This window comes from Nocardioides sp. (assembly GCF_034670285.1).
In the GTDB taxonomy this organism is placed as follows: domain Bacteria; phylum Actinomycetota; class Actinomycetes; order Propionibacteriales; family Nocardioidaceae; genus Nocardioides.
Genome location: NZ_JAXMNS010000018.1, coordinates 1 through 16,795 on the forward strand (window position 1 = coordinate 1; position 16,795 = coordinate 16,795).

Annotated in this window: 13 protein-coding genes, 3 rRNA genes and 1 pseudogene; 13 read left to right on the forward strand and 4 right to left on the reverse strand. The window is 65.5% G+C overall.

The window, feature by feature from the left end; genetic code table 11:
• From VOI19_RS01900 to VOI19_RS01955, 12 genes and pseudogenes are all read left to right on the forward strand, one after another.
• Positions 1-405, forward strand: a pseudogene (locus tag VOI19_RS01900) (acetylglutamate kinase); the annotation flags it as partial.
• Positions 398-1,588 (forward strand): acetylornithine transaminase, encoded by a 1,191-nt coding sequence (locus VOI19_RS01905; RefSeq protein ID WP_323791264.1) that lies wholly within the window; start codon positions 398-400, stop codon positions 1,586-1,588. The pseudogene VOI19_RS01900 and the gene VOI19_RS01905, both read left to right, overlap by 8 nt.
• Positions 1,585-2,532, forward strand: coding sequence for an ornithine carbamoyltransferase (argF, locus tag VOI19_RS01910; RefSeq protein WP_323791276.1), 948 nt, complete (start codon positions 1,585-1,587; stop codon positions 2,530-2,532). Before VOI19_RS01905 ends, argF begins: the two co-directional genes overlap by 4 nt.
• A gap of 2 nt (positions 2,533-2,534) precedes the next feature.
• Entirely contained in the window at positions 2,535-3,047 is a 513-nt protein-coding gene (locus VOI19_RS01915; protein ID WP_323791265.1) for an arginine repressor, read from the forward strand.
• 34 nt (positions 3,048-3,081) lie between these two features.
• Positions 3,082-4,524: an argininosuccinate synthase gene (gene argG, locus VOI19_RS01920; protein WP_323791266.1), complete on the forward strand. Its 1,443-nt coding sequence runs from the start codon at positions 3,082-3,084 to the stop codon at positions 4,522-4,524.
• Positions 4,524-4,991 (forward strand): NUDIX hydrolase, encoded by a 468-nt coding sequence (locus VOI19_RS01925; RefSeq protein ID WP_323791267.1) that lies wholly within the window; start codon positions 4,524-4,526, stop codon positions 4,989-4,991. Before argG ends, VOI19_RS01925 begins: the two co-directional genes overlap by 1 nt.
• Complete coding sequence (gene argH, locus VOI19_RS01930) at positions 4,988-6,412, forward strand: argininosuccinate lyase (RefSeq protein ID WP_323791268.1); 1,425 nt, start codon at positions 4,988-4,990, stop codon at positions 6,410-6,412. The genes VOI19_RS01925 and argH overlap by 4 nt, the downstream gene beginning before the upstream one ends.
• Positions 6,396-6,986, forward strand: coding sequence for a DNA-3-methyladenine glycosylase (locus tag VOI19_RS01935; protein WP_323791269.1), 591 nt, complete (start codon positions 6,396-6,398; stop codon positions 6,984-6,986). The genes argH and VOI19_RS01935 overlap by 17 nt, the downstream gene beginning before the upstream one ends.
• A gap of 368 nt (positions 6,987-7,354) precedes the next feature.
• Positions 7,355-8,884, forward strand: a 16S ribosomal RNA gene (locus VOI19_RS01940).
• 457 nt (positions 8,885-9,341) lie between these two features.
• Positions 9,342-12,476: ribosomal RNA gene (locus VOI19_RS01945) — 23S ribosomal RNA — on the forward strand.
• Between the two features lie 130 nt (positions 12,477-12,606).
• Positions 12,607-12,723: ribosomal RNA gene (gene rrf / locus VOI19_RS01950) — 5S ribosomal RNA — on the forward strand.
• The 16S, 23S and 5S rRNA genes sit together here, the layout of an rRNA operon.
• 93 nt (positions 12,724-12,816) lie before the next feature.
• Entirely contained in the window at positions 12,817-13,599 is a 783-nt protein-coding gene (locus tag VOI19_RS01955; protein ID WP_323791270.1) for an N-formylglutamate amidohydrolase, read from the forward strand.
• A 3-nt stretch (positions 13,600-13,602) separates the two neighbouring features.
• On the opposite strand, the gene VOI19_RS01960 is transcribed toward VOI19_RS01955, so the two are convergent.
• Complete coding sequence (locus VOI19_RS01960; RefSeq protein ID WP_323791271.1) at positions 13,603-14,784, reverse strand: acyl-CoA dehydrogenase family protein; 1,182 nt, start codon at positions 14,782-14,784, stop codon at positions 13,603-13,605.
• A gap of 131 nt (positions 14,785-14,915) precedes the next feature.
• On the opposite strand from VOI19_RS01960, the gene VOI19_RS01965 reads away from it, so the two are divergent.
• Positions 14,916-15,257, forward strand: a complete 342-nt coding sequence (locus tag VOI19_RS01965; protein WP_323791272.1) for a TraR/DksA family transcriptional regulator — start codon at positions 14,916-14,918, stop codon at positions 15,255-15,257.
• Here VOI19_RS01965 and VOI19_RS01970 read toward each other — a convergent pair.
• The 3 genes from VOI19_RS01970 to VOI19_RS01980 all read right to left on the reverse strand — a co-directional run.
• A complete protein-coding gene (locus tag VOI19_RS01970) occupies positions 15,235-15,546 on the reverse strand; it encodes a hypothetical protein (RefSeq protein ID WP_323791273.1) in 312 nt (103 codons plus the stop codon). The genes VOI19_RS01965 and VOI19_RS01970 overlap by 23 nt on opposite strands.
• The gene (locus VOI19_RS01975; protein WP_323791274.1) at positions 15,547-15,804 is read right to left on the reverse strand and encodes a helix-turn-helix domain-containing protein; all 258 of its coding nucleotides are present in this window, start codon (positions 15,802-15,804) and stop codon (positions 15,547-15,549) included.
• Positions 15,805-15,931: 127 nt separating this feature from the next.
• Positions 15,932-16,795 (reverse strand): FAD-dependent oxidoreductase (locus VOI19_RS01980; protein WP_323791275.1); only part of this gene is annotated, 864 nt, incomplete at its 5' end.

Consider the following 16,795-nt stretch of genomic DNA (forward strand, 5'->3'; position numbering starts at 1 on the left):
ATCCCGGTGGTCTCCTCCGTCGCCCCGGACGTCGACGGCCTCGTGCACAACGTCAACGCCGACTCCGCCGCAGCCTCCCTCGCGGTGGCGCTCAAGGCCGAGAAGCTCCTCGTGCTCACCGACGTCGAGGGGCTCTTCCTCGACTGGCCCAACAGCGAGGACGTCGTGGGCGAGATCAGCCCCGAGTCGCTGGCGACGATCCTCCCCAGCCTGGCGAGCGGCATGGTGCCCAAGATGGGAGCCTGCCTCCAGGCCGTCGAGAACGGTGTCCCGCGCGCCACGGTCGTCGACGGCCGCGAGCCGCACGCTGTCCTGCTCGAGCTCTTCACCAAGGAGGGCGTCGGCACCCAGGTGCTGCCGGGCGTCGAGACCAAGACCCGCAAGGCGCGTGACTCCGGTGAGTAGCGCGAGCACGTCCGCGTCGTGGGGCGAGCGCTACGCCGCCTCGCTGATGAACACCTTCGGCCCGCCCAAGCTCACGCTGGTGCGGGGCGAGGGCACGCACGTGTGGGATGCCGACGGCAAGGAGTACGTCGACCTGCTCGGTGGCATCGCCGTCAACGCGCTCGGTCACGCCCACCCGGCCCTGGTCGCGGCGGTGACCGACCAGGTCAGCACCCTGGGCCACATCTCGAACTTCTTCGCCAGCGAGCCCCAGATCGAGCTCGCCGAGACCATCCTGTCTCACCTCGACCACGGCGACGGGAAGGTGTTCTTCACCAACTCGGGCACCGAGGCCGTCGAGGCTGCGTTCAAGCTCACCCGTCGCACCGGCCGCACGCACGTCGTCGTGGCCGAGGGCGGGTTCCACGGACGCACGATGGGCGCCCTGGCGCTGACCTCGAAGGAGGCCTACCGCGCCCCCTTCGAGCCGCTGCCCGGACACGTCACCTTCGTCCCGTACGGCGATGCCGACGCGCTCGCCGCCGCGGTCACCGACGAGACCGCCGCCGTGCTCCTCGAGCCCATCCAGGGCGAGGCCGGCGTCATCGTCCCGCCCGACGGCTATCTCGCCGCCGCGCGCGAGATCAGCTCGACCCACGGAGCGCTGCTCTGGATCGACGAGATCCAGACCGGGATCGGTCGCACCGGCGTCTGGTTCGAGCACCAGCGCGCCGGGATCGTCCCCGACATCGTCACCCTGGCCAAGGGCCTGGGCGGTGGCTTCCCGATCGGCGCCTGCGTCGCCCTGGGTGCTGCGGGCGAGCTGCTCCAGCCGGGCAACCACGGCACCACCTTCGGTGGCAACCCGCTCGCCTGCGCCGCGGCGCTCGCCGTCCTGCGCACGATCGAGTCCGACGGCCTGATGGACAACGCCGTCAAGCGCGGCGACGACCTGCGTACGGCGCTGAGCGCCCACCCCGAGGTCGTCGGGGTGAGCGGCCACGGTCTCCTGGTCGGCATCGCGCTGTCGGGGGAGTTCGCCGCCGACGCCGTCGCGGCCGCTCAGGACGCCGGGTTCATCATCAACATGACCGGCCCGAGCCGGCTGCGTCTCGCTCCGCCGCTGGTTCTCAGCGAGGACGACGTCCGTTCGTTCCTCGACGCCTGGGACGGCGTGGTCGAGCGCGCCCGGGGGACCGCCTGATGCGTCACTTCCTGCGCGACGACGACCTGTCGCCGGCCGAGCAGGCGCAGGTCCTGGACCTCGCTGCCAAGCTGAAGGCCGCGCCCTACGACCGTCGCTCGCTCGCCGGTCCGCAGTCGGTTGCGATGATCTTCGACAAGCCGACGTTGCGCACCCAGACGTCGTTCGCAGCCGGCATCGCCGAGCTCGGTGGCAACCCGATGCTGGTTGAGGGCAAGCTCGCCGGGATCGGCATCCGCGAGTCCGTCGAGGACGTCGCCCGGGTGCTGGGCCGGCAGGTGGCGGTGATCGTGTGGCGCACCTTCCTCCAGTCCGACCTCGACCTGATGGCGGCGCACGCAGGCGTGCCGGTGGTCAACGCGTTGACCGACGACTTCCACCCGTGCCAGGTGATCGCCGACCTGCTCACGATCCGTGAGCACCAGGGCGACCTCGCCGGACTGACGGTGACCTTCATCGGCGACGGTGCCTGCAACATGGGCAACTCCTGGCTCCTCGGCGGCACGACGGCCGGCATGCACGTGCGCGTGAGCGCCCCCGAGGGCTACCTCCCCGACGACGCCATGTTCGCCCGCGCCGCCGAGATCGGCGCGACGACCGGTGGCTCCGCGGTGGCGATCGCCGACCCCGTCGAAGCAGTCACCGGGGCCGACATCGTCGTCACCGACACGTGGATCTCGATGGGCAAGGAGAGCGAGCAGGCTGCTCGTGCCTCGGTCTTCCAGCCCTACTCGCTCACCTCCGAGCTGATGGCGGCGGCCGCGCCGTCGGCCATCGCCCTGCACTGCTTGCCCGCCTACCGGGGCATGGAGATCGCCGCCGACGTCCTCGACGGCCCGCAGAGCGTCGTGTGGGACGAGGCAGAGAACCGTCGCCACGCGCAGAAGGCGGTCCTGGCCTTCCTCCTCGATCACGCCGTGGCCCAGTCGGGGGAGGCGTCGTGAGCATGGTTCCCGCCACCAAGAGCGCCCGGCACCAGCGGATCATCGAGCTCGTCACCCACCACGAGGTGCACTCGCAGACCGAGCTGGCCGACCTCCTCGCGACCGAGGGCCTGCGCGTCACGCAGGCGACGCTGTCGCGCGACCTCGTCGAGCTCGACGCGCTCAAGGTGCGCTCGGCCTCCGGCTCCCTCGTGTACGCCGTGCCGGGGGAGGGCGGCGACCGTCGACTCACCTCGCCCGGCGAGACCGCGGCGGCGCTGAACCGGCTCGGTCGGCTCTGCGGCGAGCTGCTCGTCAGCGCCGACGCCAGTGCCAACCTCGTGGTCCTGCGCACCCCGCCCGGCGCCGCCCAGTTCCTCGGCTCGGCCTTCGACAAGGCCGAGCTGCCCGACGTCCTCGGCACCATCGCCGGCGACGACACCGTGCTCGTGATCGGTCGTGACCCCGCCGGCGGCGACGCCCTGGCACGACGAATCCTGGCGCTGGCGGCCAGCTCGCCAGCGCCCACCTTCTGACATCTCTTCCCAGTCCAACCAAAGGAATTCCCCTGTGAGCAAGGTCCTCACCTCCCTGCCCGTCGGCGAGCGCGTCGGCATCGCCTTCTCCGGAGGCCTCGACACGTCGGTGGCCGTCGCCTGGATGCGCGAGAAGGGTGCGATCCCCTGCACCTACACGGCCGACATCGGGCAGTACGACGAGCCCGACATCGCCGGGGTGCCCGGCCGCGCCAAGGAGTACGGCGCCGAGATCGCGCGCCACCTCGACTGCAAGACCCAGCTGGTCGAAGAAGGTCTTGCGGCGCTGGCGTGCGGTGCCTTCCACGTCCGCTCCGGCGGGCGCACCTACTTCAACACCACGCCGATCGGCCGTGCCGTCACCGGCACGATGCTGGTGCGCGCCATGCACGAGGACGGCGTCGACATCTGGGGCGACGGCTCGACCTTCAAGGGCAACGACATCGAGCGGTTCTACCGTTACGGCCTGCTCGCCAACCCGCAGCTGCGCATCTACAAGCCCTGGCTCGACGCCGCCTTCGTCGAGGAGCTCGGCGGCCGCGACGAGATGAGCCGCTGGCTGACGGCGCGCGGCCTGCCCTACCGCGACTCCAAGGAGAAGGCCTACTCCACCGACGCCAACATCTGGGGCGCCACCCACGAGGCCAAGACGCTCGAGCACCTCGACGCCTCCCTCGAGGACGTCGAGCCGATGATGGGCGTGAAGTTCTGGGACCCCTCGGTCGAGATCGCCACCGAGGACGTCACCATCGCCTTCGAGCAGGGTCGCCCGGTCGCGATCGACGGCAAGCGCTTCGACGGCCCCGAGGGCGCGGTCGAGCTGGTGCACCTGGCCAACCAGATCGGTGGGCGCCACGGGCTCGGCATGTCCGACCAGATCGAGAACCGCATCATCGAGGCCAAGTCGCGCGGCGTCTACGAGGCCCCCGCGATGGGGCTGCTCTTCATCGCCTACGAGCGTCTCGTCAACGCGATCCACAACGAGGACACGATCGCGCACTACCACCAGGAGGGACGTCGCCTCGGCCGGCTGCTCTACGAAGGCCGCTGGCTCGACCCGCAGTCGCTGATGATCCGGGAGTCGATCCAGCGCTGGATCGCCTCGGTCGTGACCGGCGAGGTGACGATCCGGCTGCGCCGCGGCGAGGACTACACGGTCCTGCGCACCGACGGTCCGGCGTTCTCCTACCACCCCGACAAGCTCTCGATGGAGCGCACCGAGCACGCCGCCTTCGGTCCGGTCGACCGGATCGGTCAGCTCACGATGCGCAACCTCGACATCGCCGACTCGCGCGCGCTGCTCGAGCAGTACGCCGCCCAGCCCCTCAACCAGGGCCAGGTGTTGGTCGAGAACGGCACCCTGTTCGGCGAGATCGAGCAGGGCGGTGCCGACCGCATCACCAGCAACCCTGCTGCCGAGGCCGACACCAGCGAGGTCGCGCTCGACCACGCCGCGATGGAGTCCGGCACCGACTGATGGACCCGATCCAGCGTGTCACCTCCCGGGTGCTCCCGGTCTCGGCGGAGGGCGCCGTGCTGCTGCTCCTCGACCAGGACCCAGCGCACCCGGGGGTGCTGCGCTGGGGCACCATCGGCGGCGGCGTCGACGCGGGGGAGTCCCACGAGGAGGCGGCCGTGCGCGAGCTCTTCGAGGAGACGGGGGTGGTGGCCCCCATCACCGCCCTCGGCAGCCCGTTCCACACCGACACCCTGGCCTACAGCTATGACGGCGTGGCCTACGTCGGCTGGTCGACCTTCTACGCGATCTCGCTGTCGCGCCAGGTCGAGGTGACCTTCGCGCATCTCGAGCCGCTGGAGATCGACAACGTGCTGGAGGCGCGTTGGTTGACCCCCGACGAGGTTCGCGCCGACGGCCGACTCGTCGTCCCCGAGCTACCCGACATCATGACCGCGGCCATCGCCGCAGTGAAGGACGCACCGTGAGCAAGCAGGACGCCACCAACACCGGCAAGCTCTGGGGTGGCCGGTTCGCCGGCGGGCCCTCTCCCGAGCTGGATGCGCTCTCGCGCTCGACGCACTTCGACTGGCGCCTCACGCCGTACGACCTGGCCGGCTCGCGAGCACACGCCCATGCGCTGCACCGGGCGGGACTGCTCGACGACCACGCGGTGGCCGAGCTCGAGCGGGGGCTGTCGGTCCTCGAGACCCGCTTCCACGACGGCTCCTTGCAGCCGGACCCCTCCGACGAGGACGTCCACGGCGCCCTGGAGCGGTTGCTCCTCGAGGAGGTCGGGCCCGAGGTGGGCGGCCGGCTGCGTGCGGGGCGGAGCCGCAACGACCAGATCGCGACGCTCTTCAAGATGTTCCTGCGCGACCACGCGCAGATCGTGGCGCGCGACGTGCTCCTGCTCGTCGAGGCCCTGGTGGCGCAGGCCACCGAGCACCTCGGCGCCGTGATGCCGGGTCGCACGCACCTCCAGCACGCACAGCCCGTCCTGCTCTCGCACCACCTGCTGGCGCACGTGCAGCCGCTGCTGCGTGACGTCGACCGGATCCTCGACTGGGACGCCCGCGTGGCCGCCGACTCGCCGTACGGCTCGGGTGCGCTCGCGGGGCAGACCCTCGGACTCGACCCGGTCGCGGTGGCCCGCGAGCTCGGGTTCGCCGGCTCCAGCGCCAACTCGATCGACGGCACGTCGGCTCGTGACTTCGTGGCCGAGCTCGCGTTCGTCTGCGCCCAGATCGGCGTCGACGTGAGCCGGCTGGCCGAGGAGGTCATCCTCTGGTCGACGCGTGAGTTCGGGTTCGTCCGGTTGCACGACTCCTGGTCGACGGGATCGAGCATCATGCCGCAGAAGAAGAACCCCGACATCGCCGAGCTCGCGCGCGGCAAGTCCGGTCGTCTGATCGGCAACCTGTCGGGCCTTCTCGCGACGCTGAAGGCGCTGCCGCTCGCCTACAACCGTGACCTGCAGGAGGACAAGGAGCCGGTCTTCGACTCCATCGACACCCTCGAGGTCATGCTGCCGGCGTTCACCGGGATGGTGGCGACCCTGACCTTCGAGACCGACCGGATGGCCGAGCTCGCCCCCCAGGGGTTCTCCTTGGCGGCCGACGTGGCTGAGTGGCTCGTGCGCGAGGGCGTCGCGTTCCGCATCGCCCACGAGGTGGCGGGTGCCTGCGTGCAGAAGTGCGAGGAGCTCGGCGTCGAGCTCCACGAGCTGACCGACGAGCAGTACGCCGCCATCTCGCCGCACCTGACGCCGCACGTGCGTGAGGTCCTGACCGTGGAGGGCTCGGTCGCTGCCAGGAACGGCCGCGGCGGCACCGCCCCCGAGCGGGTGCGCGAGCAGCTCGACGACGTGACCGCCTTGGTAGCCCAGCTCCGTGTCCGCCTGGCCTGATCTCCTGGGCCCGGCCGAGGCGGTCGCGCCCCGACTGCTCGGCGCGGTGATCAGTCACGGACCCGTCGCCGTACGCATCACCGAGGTCGAGGCGTACGCCGGTTCGCGCGACCCCGGATCACACGCGGCACGCGGCCCCACGCCCCGCGCTGCGGTGATGTTCGGCCCGGCCGGTCACCTGTACTGCTACGTCAGCTATGGGATGCACACGTGCGCCAACGTCGTCGTGGGTCACGACGGCGAAGCGGCAGGAGTGCTCCTGCGTGCCGGCGAGGTCGTCGCAGGTCACGACGTCGCGCGCGAACGCCGGCCCGGGGTGGCGGAGAGCCAGCTCGCACGTGGTCCGGGACTCCTGTGTCGTGCACTCGGCATCTCCGTAGACCTGCGTGGGACCGACCTGGCCGAGGGCCCGGTGCGCCTCGAGCTTCCGGCCACGCCGGTCGCCGACGTGGTGTCGGGACCGCGGGTCGGCCTGCGGCTCGCGGCCCAGCGGCCTTGGCGCTTCTGGATCGCTGACGATCCCACCGTGAGCGACTACAGGCGCCATCCCAAGGCTTCCGACGGGCGTCCGTGAGACGGGGGACCACCCCCGATTTTGCGTCCTCGCCGACGGTGTCCTAATGTTCTGGATGTCGCCACAAGCGGCCATCACCCAGGGGGAAGTCGAGAGGCAGAACCCGGGGGTTGAGCCATGTAGCGACCTGGTCGGATCCGAAGCGTGAACCTCGAGTTGACGCGGACGACACAGATCAGTAATGTTTCTGAGGTTGCCCCAAGCGCCGGCCCAAGAGGGTACAGCCTGGGTGCGTCTGATGTTTGAGAACTCAACAGTGTGTCATAGTCGACGAATTAGTTTGTTATGCCCTTACAGTTTGTTTGGGTTTGTTTTTTCGGCAATATGATTCTGACAATAGTCGGGGTTTGTTTGCTGGGTTTAGATTTTCTACGGAGAGTTTGATCCTGGCTCAGGACGAACGCTGGCGGCGTGCTTAACACATGCAAGTCGAGCGGTAAGGCACTTCGGTGTACACGAGCGGCGAACGGGTGAGTAACACGTGAGTAATCTGCCCTTCACTCTGGGATAAGCACTCGAAAGGGTGTCTAATACCGGATACGACGCAGACCTGCATGGGTTCTGTGTGGAAACTTTTTTGGGTGGGGGATGTGCTCGCGGCCTATCAGCTTGTTGGTGAGGTAATGGCTCACCAAGGCTTCGACGGGTAGCCGGCCTGAGAGGGTGATCGGCCACACTGGGACTGAGACACGGCCCAGACTCCTACGGGAGGCAGCAGTGGGGAATATTGGACAATGGGCGGAAGCCTGATCCAGCAACGCCGCGTGAGGGATGACTGCCTTCGGGTTGTAAACCTCTTTCATCATTGACGAAGCTCGCCGTTTAGGTGGGTGACGGTAGGTGGAGAAGAAGCACCGGCCAACTACGTGCCAGCAGCCGCGGTAATACGTAGGGTGCGAGCGTTGTCCGGAATTATTGGGCGTAAAGGGCTCGTAGGCGGTTTGTCGCGTCGGGAGTGAAAACACTGGGCTTAACCGAGTGCTTGCTTTCGATACGGGCAGACTAGAGGTATGCAGGGGAGAACGGAATTCCTGGTGTAGCGGTGAAATGCGCAGATATCAGGAGGAACACCGGTGGCGAAGGCGGTTCTCTGGGCATTACCTGACGCTGAGGAGCGAAAGTGTGGGGAGCGAACAGGATTAGATACCCTGGTAGTCCACACCGTAAACGTTGGGCGCTAGGTGTGGGGCCTATTCCATGGGTTCCGTGCCGCAGCTAACGCATTAAGCGCCCCGCCTGGGGAGTACGGCCGCAAGGCTAAAACTCAAAGGAATTGACGGGGGCCCGCACAAGCGGCGGAGCATGCGGATTAATTCGATGCAACGCGAAGAACCTTACCTGGGTTTGACATATACCGGAAAGCCTTAGAGATAAGGCCCCTTTTGTCGGTATACAGGTGGTGCATGGCTGTCGTCAGCTCGTGTCGTGAGATGTTGGGTTAAGTCCCGCAACGAGCGCAACCCTCGTTCTATGTTGCCAGCACGTAATGGTGGGGACTCATAGGAGACTGCCGGGGTCAACTCGGAGGAAGGTGGGGATGACGTCAAGTCATCATGCCCCTTATGTCCAGGGCTTCACGCATGCTACAATGGCCGGTACAAAGGGCTGCGATCCCGTGAGGGTGAGCGAATCCCAAAAAGCCGGTCTCAGTTCGGATTGGGGTCTGCAACTCGACCCCATGAAGTCGGAGTCGCTAGTAATCGCAGATCAGCAACGCTGCGGTGAATACGTTCCCGGGCCTTGTACACACCGCCCGTCACGTCACGAAAGTCGGCAACACCCGAAGCCAGTGGCCTAACCACCTTGTGTGGGGGGAGCTGTCGAAGGTGGGGCTGGCGATTGGGACGAAGTCGTAACAAGGTAGCCGTACCGGAAGGTGCGGCTGGATCACCTCCTTTCTAAGGAGCACATACCCCGCACCCTTGACGAATGTTCGAGGGGCATTGGTGGTGTTCACTAGTGGAATCGTCGATGATGCTTGCGCTTGTTGCGCTGGCTTGGTTAGTACTGCTCGCATCCTTGTGGTGTGGGTGTGGAACGCGAAGTGAGTGGTAACGGACGCGGGTTGACACACTGTTGAGCTTTGAGACATCAGGCCGGCACCAGGTGCCCTTACGGGGGAGCGGGTGTTGGGTTCGAGGTTTCTTTGAAGATGCTTGTCTGGGCCTGCATGGATGTGTGGGTGTCCGGGGTGTGCTTCTTGTGTGTTGTTAAGTTGATAGTGGACGCGAGCATCAGACCCGCGAAGAACCACCCAGTAGCTGGCCCTGTGAGGGGTTGGTGTGTGGGGGGTTTGGTTTGTGGGTCTTGTGTAATTTGTAGTGTGTCTTTGTTGTGTTTGTTGAGTGTTTGTATTGGCAAGCTTTTAAGGGCACATGGTGGATGCCTTGGCATCAAGAGCCGATGAAGGACGTTGGAGCCTGCGATAAGCCCTGGGGAGTTGGCAACCAAGCTGTGATCCGGGGGTGTCCGAATGGGGAAACCCGGCTGGAGTCATGTCCAGTCACCCGCGCCTGAATGAAATAGGGTGTGTGGAGGGAACGTGGGGAAGTGAAACATCTCAGTACCCATAGGAAGAGAAAACAAAAGTGATTCCGAGAGTAGTGGCGAGCGAAATCGGATGAGGCCAAACCTCAGATGTGTGATACCCGGCAGGGGTTGCATTTGGGGGGTTGTGGGAGCATTCATGTTCATCTGCCGGTGGACGAGACAGTAAGAAAGTACGCTTGAAGTTGAAGTCCGTTGGAAAGCGGCGCCGTAGAGGGTGATAGCCCCGTAAGTGTAAGTGCGTGCCTGTCGAGTGATTTCCCAAGTAACACGGAACCCCTGAAATTCCGTGTGAATCTGGCGGGACCACCCGTTAAGCCTAAATACTTCTTGATGACCGATAGCGGACAAGTACCGTGAGGGAAAGGTGAAAAGTACCCCTGGCGGGGAGTGAAATAGTACCTGAAACCGTGTGCCTACAATCCGTCAGAGCCCGGCTGCCCCTTTGGGGTGTTGGGGTGATGGCGTGCCTTTTGAAGAATGAGCCTGCGAGTTAGCGTTGTGTTGCGAGGTTAACCCGTGTGGGGAAGCCGTAGCGAAAGCGAGTCCTAATAGGGCGTTTGAGTAGCACGATCTAGACCCGAAGCGAAGTGATCTATCCATGGGCAGGTTGAAGCGCGGGTAAGACCGCGTGGAGGACCGAACCCACTTAGGTTGAAAACTGAGGGGATGACCTGTGGATAGGGGTGAAAGGCCAATCAAACTTCGTGATAGCTGGTTCTCCCCGAAATGCATTTAGGTGCAGCGTTGTGTGTTTCTTGCCGGAGGTAGAGCACTGGATAGCCGATGGGCCCGACCAGGTTACTGACGTTAGCCAAACTCCGAATGCCGGTAAGTGAGAGCGCAGCAGTGAGACAGTGGGGGATAAGCTCCATTGTCGAGAGGGAAACAGCCCAGACCATCAGCTAAGGCCCCTAAGCGGTGACTAAGTGGAAAAGGATGTGGAGTCGCAGTGACAACCAGGAGGTTGGCTTGGAAGCAGCCACCCTTGAAAGAGTGCGTAATAGCTCACTGGTCAAGTGATTCCGCGCCGACAATGTAGCGGGGCTCAAGTCATCCGCCGAAGCTATGGTATTCGCACCTCCTTGAGTGGAAGGCCCTAACGGGTGTGTGGATAGGTAGGGGAGCGTCGTGTCGCGGGTGAAGCTCCGGAGTGATCCAGGGGTGGATGCGACACGAGTGAGAATGCAGGCATGAGTAGCGAATCACGGGCGAGAAACCCGTGCGCCGAATGATCAAGGGTTCCAGGGTCAAGCTAATCTGCCCTGGGTAAGTCGGGACCTAAGGCGAGGCCGACAGGCGTAGTCGATGGACAACGGGTTGATATTCCCGTACCGGCAAAGTAGCGCCCATGATGAACCCGGTGATGCTAACCATCCGAAACCATGTAGACCGATCCCTTCGGGGTGAGGCGTCATGGCGGAGCGTGGGACCCGAACCGGTAGTAGTCAAGCGATGGGGTGACGCAGGAAGGTAGTCCAACCACGGCGATGGTAGTCCGTGGGTAAGCATGTAGGGTGTCCGGCTAGGCAAATCCGGCCGGCTGTCTTTGATGACGAGCCTGAGATGTGATGCGGAGGCCGTATGGCTGAAGTGGATGATCCTATGCTGTCGAGAAAAACCTCTAGCGAGCTATGCGCCGCCCGTACCCCAAACCGACTCAGGTGATCAGGTAGAGAATACTAAGGCGATCGAGTGAACCATGGTTAAGGAACTCGGCAAAATGCCCCCGTAACTTCGGGAGAAGGGGGGCCCGAACCGTCATGGCCTTTACGGCCGGCAGCGGGGAGGGCCGCAGAGACCAGGCCCAAGCGACTGTTTACTAAAAACACAGGTCCGTGCGAAGTTGTAAGACGATGTATACGGACTGACTCCTGCCCGGTGCTGGAAGGTTAAGAGGACCTGTTAGACCCGTAAGGGTTGAAGCGGAGAATTTAAGCCCCAGTAAACGGCGGTGGTAACTATAACCATCCTAAGGTAGCGAAATTCCTTGTCGGGTAAGTTCCGACCTGCACGAATGGAGTAACGACTTGGGCGCTGTCTCAACCATGGACTCGGCGAAATTGCACTACGAGTAAAGATGCTCGTTACGCGCGGCAGGACGGAAAGACCCCGGGACCTTTACTATAGTTTGGTATTGGTGTTTGGTTCGGCTTGTGTAGGATAGGTGGGAGACTGTGAAACCCTCACGCCAGTGGGGGTGGAGTCAACGTTGAAATACCACTCTGGTCGTACTAGATGTCTAACCTAGGTCCATGATCTGGATCAGGGACAGTGCCTGATGGGTAGTTTAACTGGGGCGGTTGCCTCCTAAAAAGTAACGGAGGCGCTCAAAGGTTCCCTCAGCCTGGTTGGCAATCAGGTGGCGAGTGTAAGTGCACAAGGGAGCTTGACTGTGAGACAGACATGTCGAGCAGGGACGAAAGTCGGAACTAGTGATCCGGCGCCAGCAAGTGGAAGCGGCGTCGCTCAACGGATAAAAGGTACCCCGGGGATAACAGGCTGATCTTCCCCAAGAGTCCATATCGACGGGATGGTTTGGCACCTCGATGTCGGCTCGTCGCATCCTGGGGCTGGAGTAGGTCCCAAGGGTTGGGCTGTTCGCCCATTAAAGCGGCACGCGAGCTGGGTTTAGAACGTCGTGAGACAGTTCGGTCCCTATCCGCCGCGCGCGTAGGAAACTTGAGAAAGGCTGTCCCTAGTACGAGAGGACCGGGATGGACGAACCTCTGGTGTGCCAGTTGTTCCGCCAGGAGCACGGCTGGTTAGCTACGTTCGGAAGTGATAACCGCTGAATGCATCTAAGCGGGAAGCACGTTTCAAGATGAGGTTTCCCACCCCTTTGTGGGTTAAGGCCCCCAACAGACTATTGGGTTGATAGGCCGGAGGTGTACAGCAGTAATGCCCAGCCGACCGGTACTAATAGGCCGAGGGCTTGCCGTACAAACCCTCAACCAACACCACAAAACACCTACACACCGCACATGCGTGCCCGCGTCCACGATCAACAGCTACACCCCATAATTCAACCCCACCCTCAACGATTGTTGGGCGGCTACGGGGTTCATAGAGTTACGGCGGCCATAGCGACAGGGAAACACCCGGTCCCATCCCGAACCCGGAAGTTAAGCCTGTCAGCGCCGATGGTACTGCAACCGCGAGGTTGTGGGAGAGTAGGACGCCGCCGGACAACACTTCGCTGAAGGGCGACCCCACGTGGGTCGCCCTTCAGTCATTTTTCCGGCGTGTCCGGAATGTCGGTGGCGACTGCGAAGGTGTATTCATGAGCGCTCCTTTCAACATCATTCCCGGCGATCCGGCGTCTTCGGTGTTGCTTCACGTTCCGCACTCGTCGCGGGTCATTCCGAGCGGGGTCCGCGAGGGAATCGTGCTTTCCGACGAGGAGATAGAGGAAGAGCTCACGGCGATCACTGACGCGGACACCGACGAGGTCGGACTTCGGGCCGCCGAGGCAGCGTCGCTGCGCCCGTGGGTGTTCGTGAACCGGCTCAGCCGACTGGTCGTCGACCCCGAGCGCTTCCCCGACGAGCGCGAGGAGATGAATGCCGTGGGGATGGGCGCGGTCTACGAGTGCACGACCCAGCTCGCACCGCTACGCAGCCCGGCCCCGGAGGAGCGCGACTTGCTGATCGCGACCTATTTCGAGCCCTATGCCGCAGCGCTGGCGACACTGGTGAGGCAGCGTCTGGAGCACGTAGGTCGCGTGACGGTCCTCGACATCCACTCCTACCCGAAGGTCGCCCTGCCCTACGAGCGTCACGGTGACGGGCCCCGGCCGGCGGTGTGCCTCGGCACCGACTCGTTCCACACGTCGGCGCCTCTCGTGCGCGCGGCCTCGGCAGCCTTCGAACCGGTGGTCGGCACGGATGACGTGGGGCTGGACTCGCCGTTCGGCGGTTGCTACGTGCCGCTTGACCAGCACGGCGTCAACCGTGATGTCGCTGGGCTGATGCTCGAGCTACGACGTGACCTGGTGGCCTCGCGCCCGGAGGACGTGGCTGCAGCAACGGGTTGTCTGGTCGACGCCATCGACTCGCCGGTGTGAGGCTCAGGAGGTGTGGGTGATGTCGCCGGCGGGGCCCTTGTCGAGGTGGCGGCTGATGACCATCCGCTGGATCTGGTTGGTGCCCTCGAAGATCTGCATGACCTTGGCCTCGCGCATGTAGCGCTCCACCGGGAAGTCGCGGGTGTAGCCCGCCCCGCCGAGCACCTGCACAGCATCGGTGGTGACCTTCATGGCGTTGTCGGTGGCGGTGAGCTTGGCGATCGATGCCTCGCGACCGAACGGCAGGCCGGCGTCCTTGAGGCGAGCGGCGTGCAGGGTCGTCTGACGTGCCTGGTGGACCGCGACCTCCATGTCGGCCAGCACGAAGCCGAGGCCCTGGTGGTCGAGGATCCGCTGACCGAACGCGGTGCGCTCGCGCGCGTAGGCCAGGGCCGCGTCGAGAGCGCCCTGGGCCAGGCCGGTGGCGACCGCGGCGATGCCGAGGCGTCCCGAGTCGAGGCCAGCCAGCGCGATCTTGAGGCCCTGACCTTCATCGCCGAGGCGTCGCTGGGCGGGGATACGCACTCCGTCGAAGCGCATCGTGGTGGTGTGCGACGCGGTGAGACCCATCTTCTTCTCCGGCGGGTCGGAGGTGAGCCCGGCAGTGTCGGCCGGCACGAGGAAGCAGGAGATGCCGCGCCCGGGGTGCTCGGGGTCGTCGGAGGTGCGGGCCATGACCTTGTAGAAGTCGGCGTTGCCGCCGTGCGTCGTCCAGGCCTTCGCGCCGTTGAGGACGTACTCGTCGCCGTCCCGCTTGGCAGTCGTGCGCATCGCGGCAGGGTCGGAGCCGGCGTGGGCCTCGGAGAGGCAGTAGGCGCCCAGGAGGTCGCCCGCCAGCATCTCGGGGAGCCACTGCTGCCGTTGCTCCTCGGTGCCGGCCGTGGCCAGGCCGAAGCAGGACAGTGCGTGCACCGAGACCCCGACGCCGACCGACGACCACACCGACGCGATCTCCTCGAGCACCTGCAGGTAGGTCTCGTAGGACAGTCCACCGCCGCCGTACTGCTCGGGGTAGGGCAGGCCGAGGATCCCGGTGCGACCGAGCATCCGGAAGACCTCGCGCGGAAACTGCTCCTCCGCCTCGGCCTCGGCGACCAGCGGTGCCAGCTCGTCGGTGGCGATCTGACGGACCAGCCGCAGTAGGTCGGCGGCTTCCTCGGTGGCGAGGACGCGACGGGCGGGCATGAGGGCCTCCTGGGTTCGGGATCTCGGACAGTACTAGGAGCGCAGTCCTGCTCGCTGCGACGGTGGGGGTCCCGTCGAGCGGCGGGCCTCATGGCTCAAGGATGCGTGGGGTGCGGTGAGACGCTCGGCCCATGGAGTCTGCGCGCGATCGTCTGGAGAGGGCCCGCATCGAGGTGGTGGCGCGGCTGACGAGCGTGACCCACGAGTACGACGCCGTGGTCGCGTCGTCGCGCGACACCAATGCCGACGACGAGCACGATCCCGAGGGCGCCACGATCGCGTTCGAACGCTCGCAGGTCGGCACCGTCGTCCGGCTCGCGCAGCAGCACCTCGCCGAGGTCGATGCCGCGCTGGCTCGGGTTGCTGCGGGAACCTATGGCCGGTGCGAGGAGTGCGAGGAGCCGATCGGCGAGGGCAGGCTCGAGGCGCGGCCGGCCGCGCGCACCTGCATCAGCTGCGCGTCGGCGCGTTGACCTCCGCGCTCCATCTCTCGCGTCGCTCGTCGTCCGACTGCTCCCACCAGGGTGGCGACCCGCGTTCTCCGAGAGCGACCTTGGCGGCCTGGACTCCAGCACGCGAGGCGGCCTCCTCGTCGGTGCCCATCGTGCGACCGACCTCGCGCCGCCACGCCATCAGCACGTTGACGAGCTCCTGGCGCCGTGACTCGGGGATGTCGGGGTCGGTGGCGCGCCACCGCCGACCGTCGATGACCAGGTGGTGGCCGTCGTCGGTCAGCGCCGGAGCGTCATCGCCAGAGGCCACTCAAGCGACGGCAGGCGTGGGCAGCAAGGAGTCGTCGCCGTAGCCGTTGTGGAAGCCCCAGATGACCGCGCGGGCCCGGGTGTCGACGCCGATCTTGCGGTAGGCGCCGCGGATGAAGGTCTTGACGGTGTTCATGCTGATGTAGAGCTCTTGGCAGATCTCCTCGTTGGAGAGTCCACGACAGACCAGCTCGATCACCTCCGACTCACGGGGAGTCAGGGGCTCCAGCACGGCGGGGGCAGCAGTAGCGATACTCATGTCGACAAGCTCCTCAGACATCGTGGATGGACAAGACCAACAGTGCCGACCGTGTCGGCGGGGAGAAGAGTCTCCCGCATCGACGCTGTTCAAACCACCCCGAGGAAGATGTTGACCGTGGCGGGGGTCACGGCGTCGGCCGGCGCGTCAGGCCGCACGTGGCCATGCCCTCCAGCACCTCGCCGTCGCGGTCGAATCGCGAGCCGTGAAGTGGGCAGTCCCAGCTGCGCTCGGCGTCGTTCCACGTCACCACGCCGCCCAGGTGGGTGCACACCCCGGAGACACGACGTACGACCCCGTCGGTCGTCGAGATCGCTTCAGGCAGCAGCCCGGCTCGGTGCACTCGTCCCTCGCCCTCGCCAGGTGCGTCGTTGCCCGGACGGAGGAGCGGCTTCACCCAGCCCGCTCCCATGGCGAGGCCGACCTCGGAGTTCGCCCGCGCTGCCGACGGGAGCCCGCGCAGCTCGCGCGGCGACCAGGTGGCGTACGCAGCAGACCATCGGGGTGCCTCGCCGGTCCAGACGGACGCAAGCACGTGGGCGGCTGCGACGCCGTTGGTCATGCCCCACTTGGAGTAGCCGCCGGCGAACAGGACGTCGTCGCGTCCCGGAAGTAGCGGTCCTGCGAACGGCAGCGCGTGGTGGGGCACGTAGTCCTGGGCGGACCAGGCGTGGGTCTCGACCAGCTCGCCGAAGGTGTCGCGGGTCCAGGCACGGATCTCGTCCAGCCGGGCGCGCGGCGACCGGGTGCGGCCGGTGACGTGGCCGTTTCCGCCGACCAGCAGAGCCGGACGTCCTTCGTGGTCGGTGGCGTCACGCAAGGAGCGCGAGGGCTCGTCGGTCGACAGCAGCATCGCCCCGACCATGGGCTCAGGTGTGCGGAAGGCCAGGGTGTAGAAGCGTTGAGCGGTCACGCGCGCGAAGTAGCCGCCTCGGTCGAGGATCGGCGCGTTGGTCGCGATGACGACCCGACCGGCGGTGGCGTCGCCCGC

Excerpts from the sequence above, each read along its gene's own strand:
- VOI19_RS01915 (WP_323791265.1), top strand. The coding sequence starts at position 2,535 with ATGGTTCCCGCCACCAAGAGCGCCCGGCACCAGCGGATCATCGAGCTC.
- VOI19_RS01925 (WP_323791267.1), top strand. The coding sequence starts at position 4,524 with ATGGACCCGATCCAGCGTGTCACCTCCCGGGTGCTCCCGGTCTCGGCG.
- VOI19_RS01955 (WP_323791270.1), top strand. The coding sequence starts at position 12,817 with ATGAGCGCTCCTTTCAACATCATTCCCGGCGATCCGGCGTCTTCGGTG.
- VOI19_RS01960 (WP_323791271.1), bottom strand. The coding sequence starts at position 14,784 with ATGCCCGCCCGTCGCGTCCTCGCCACCGAGGAAGCCGCCGACCTACTG.
- VOI19_RS01965 (WP_323791272.1), top strand. The coding sequence starts at position 14,916 with ATGGAGTCTGCGCGCGATCGTCTGGAGAGGGCCCGCATCGAGGTGGTG.
- VOI19_RS01975 (WP_323791274.1), bottom strand. The coding sequence starts at position 15,804 with ATGAGTATCGCTACTGCTGCCCCCGCCGTGCTGGAGCCCCTGACTCCC.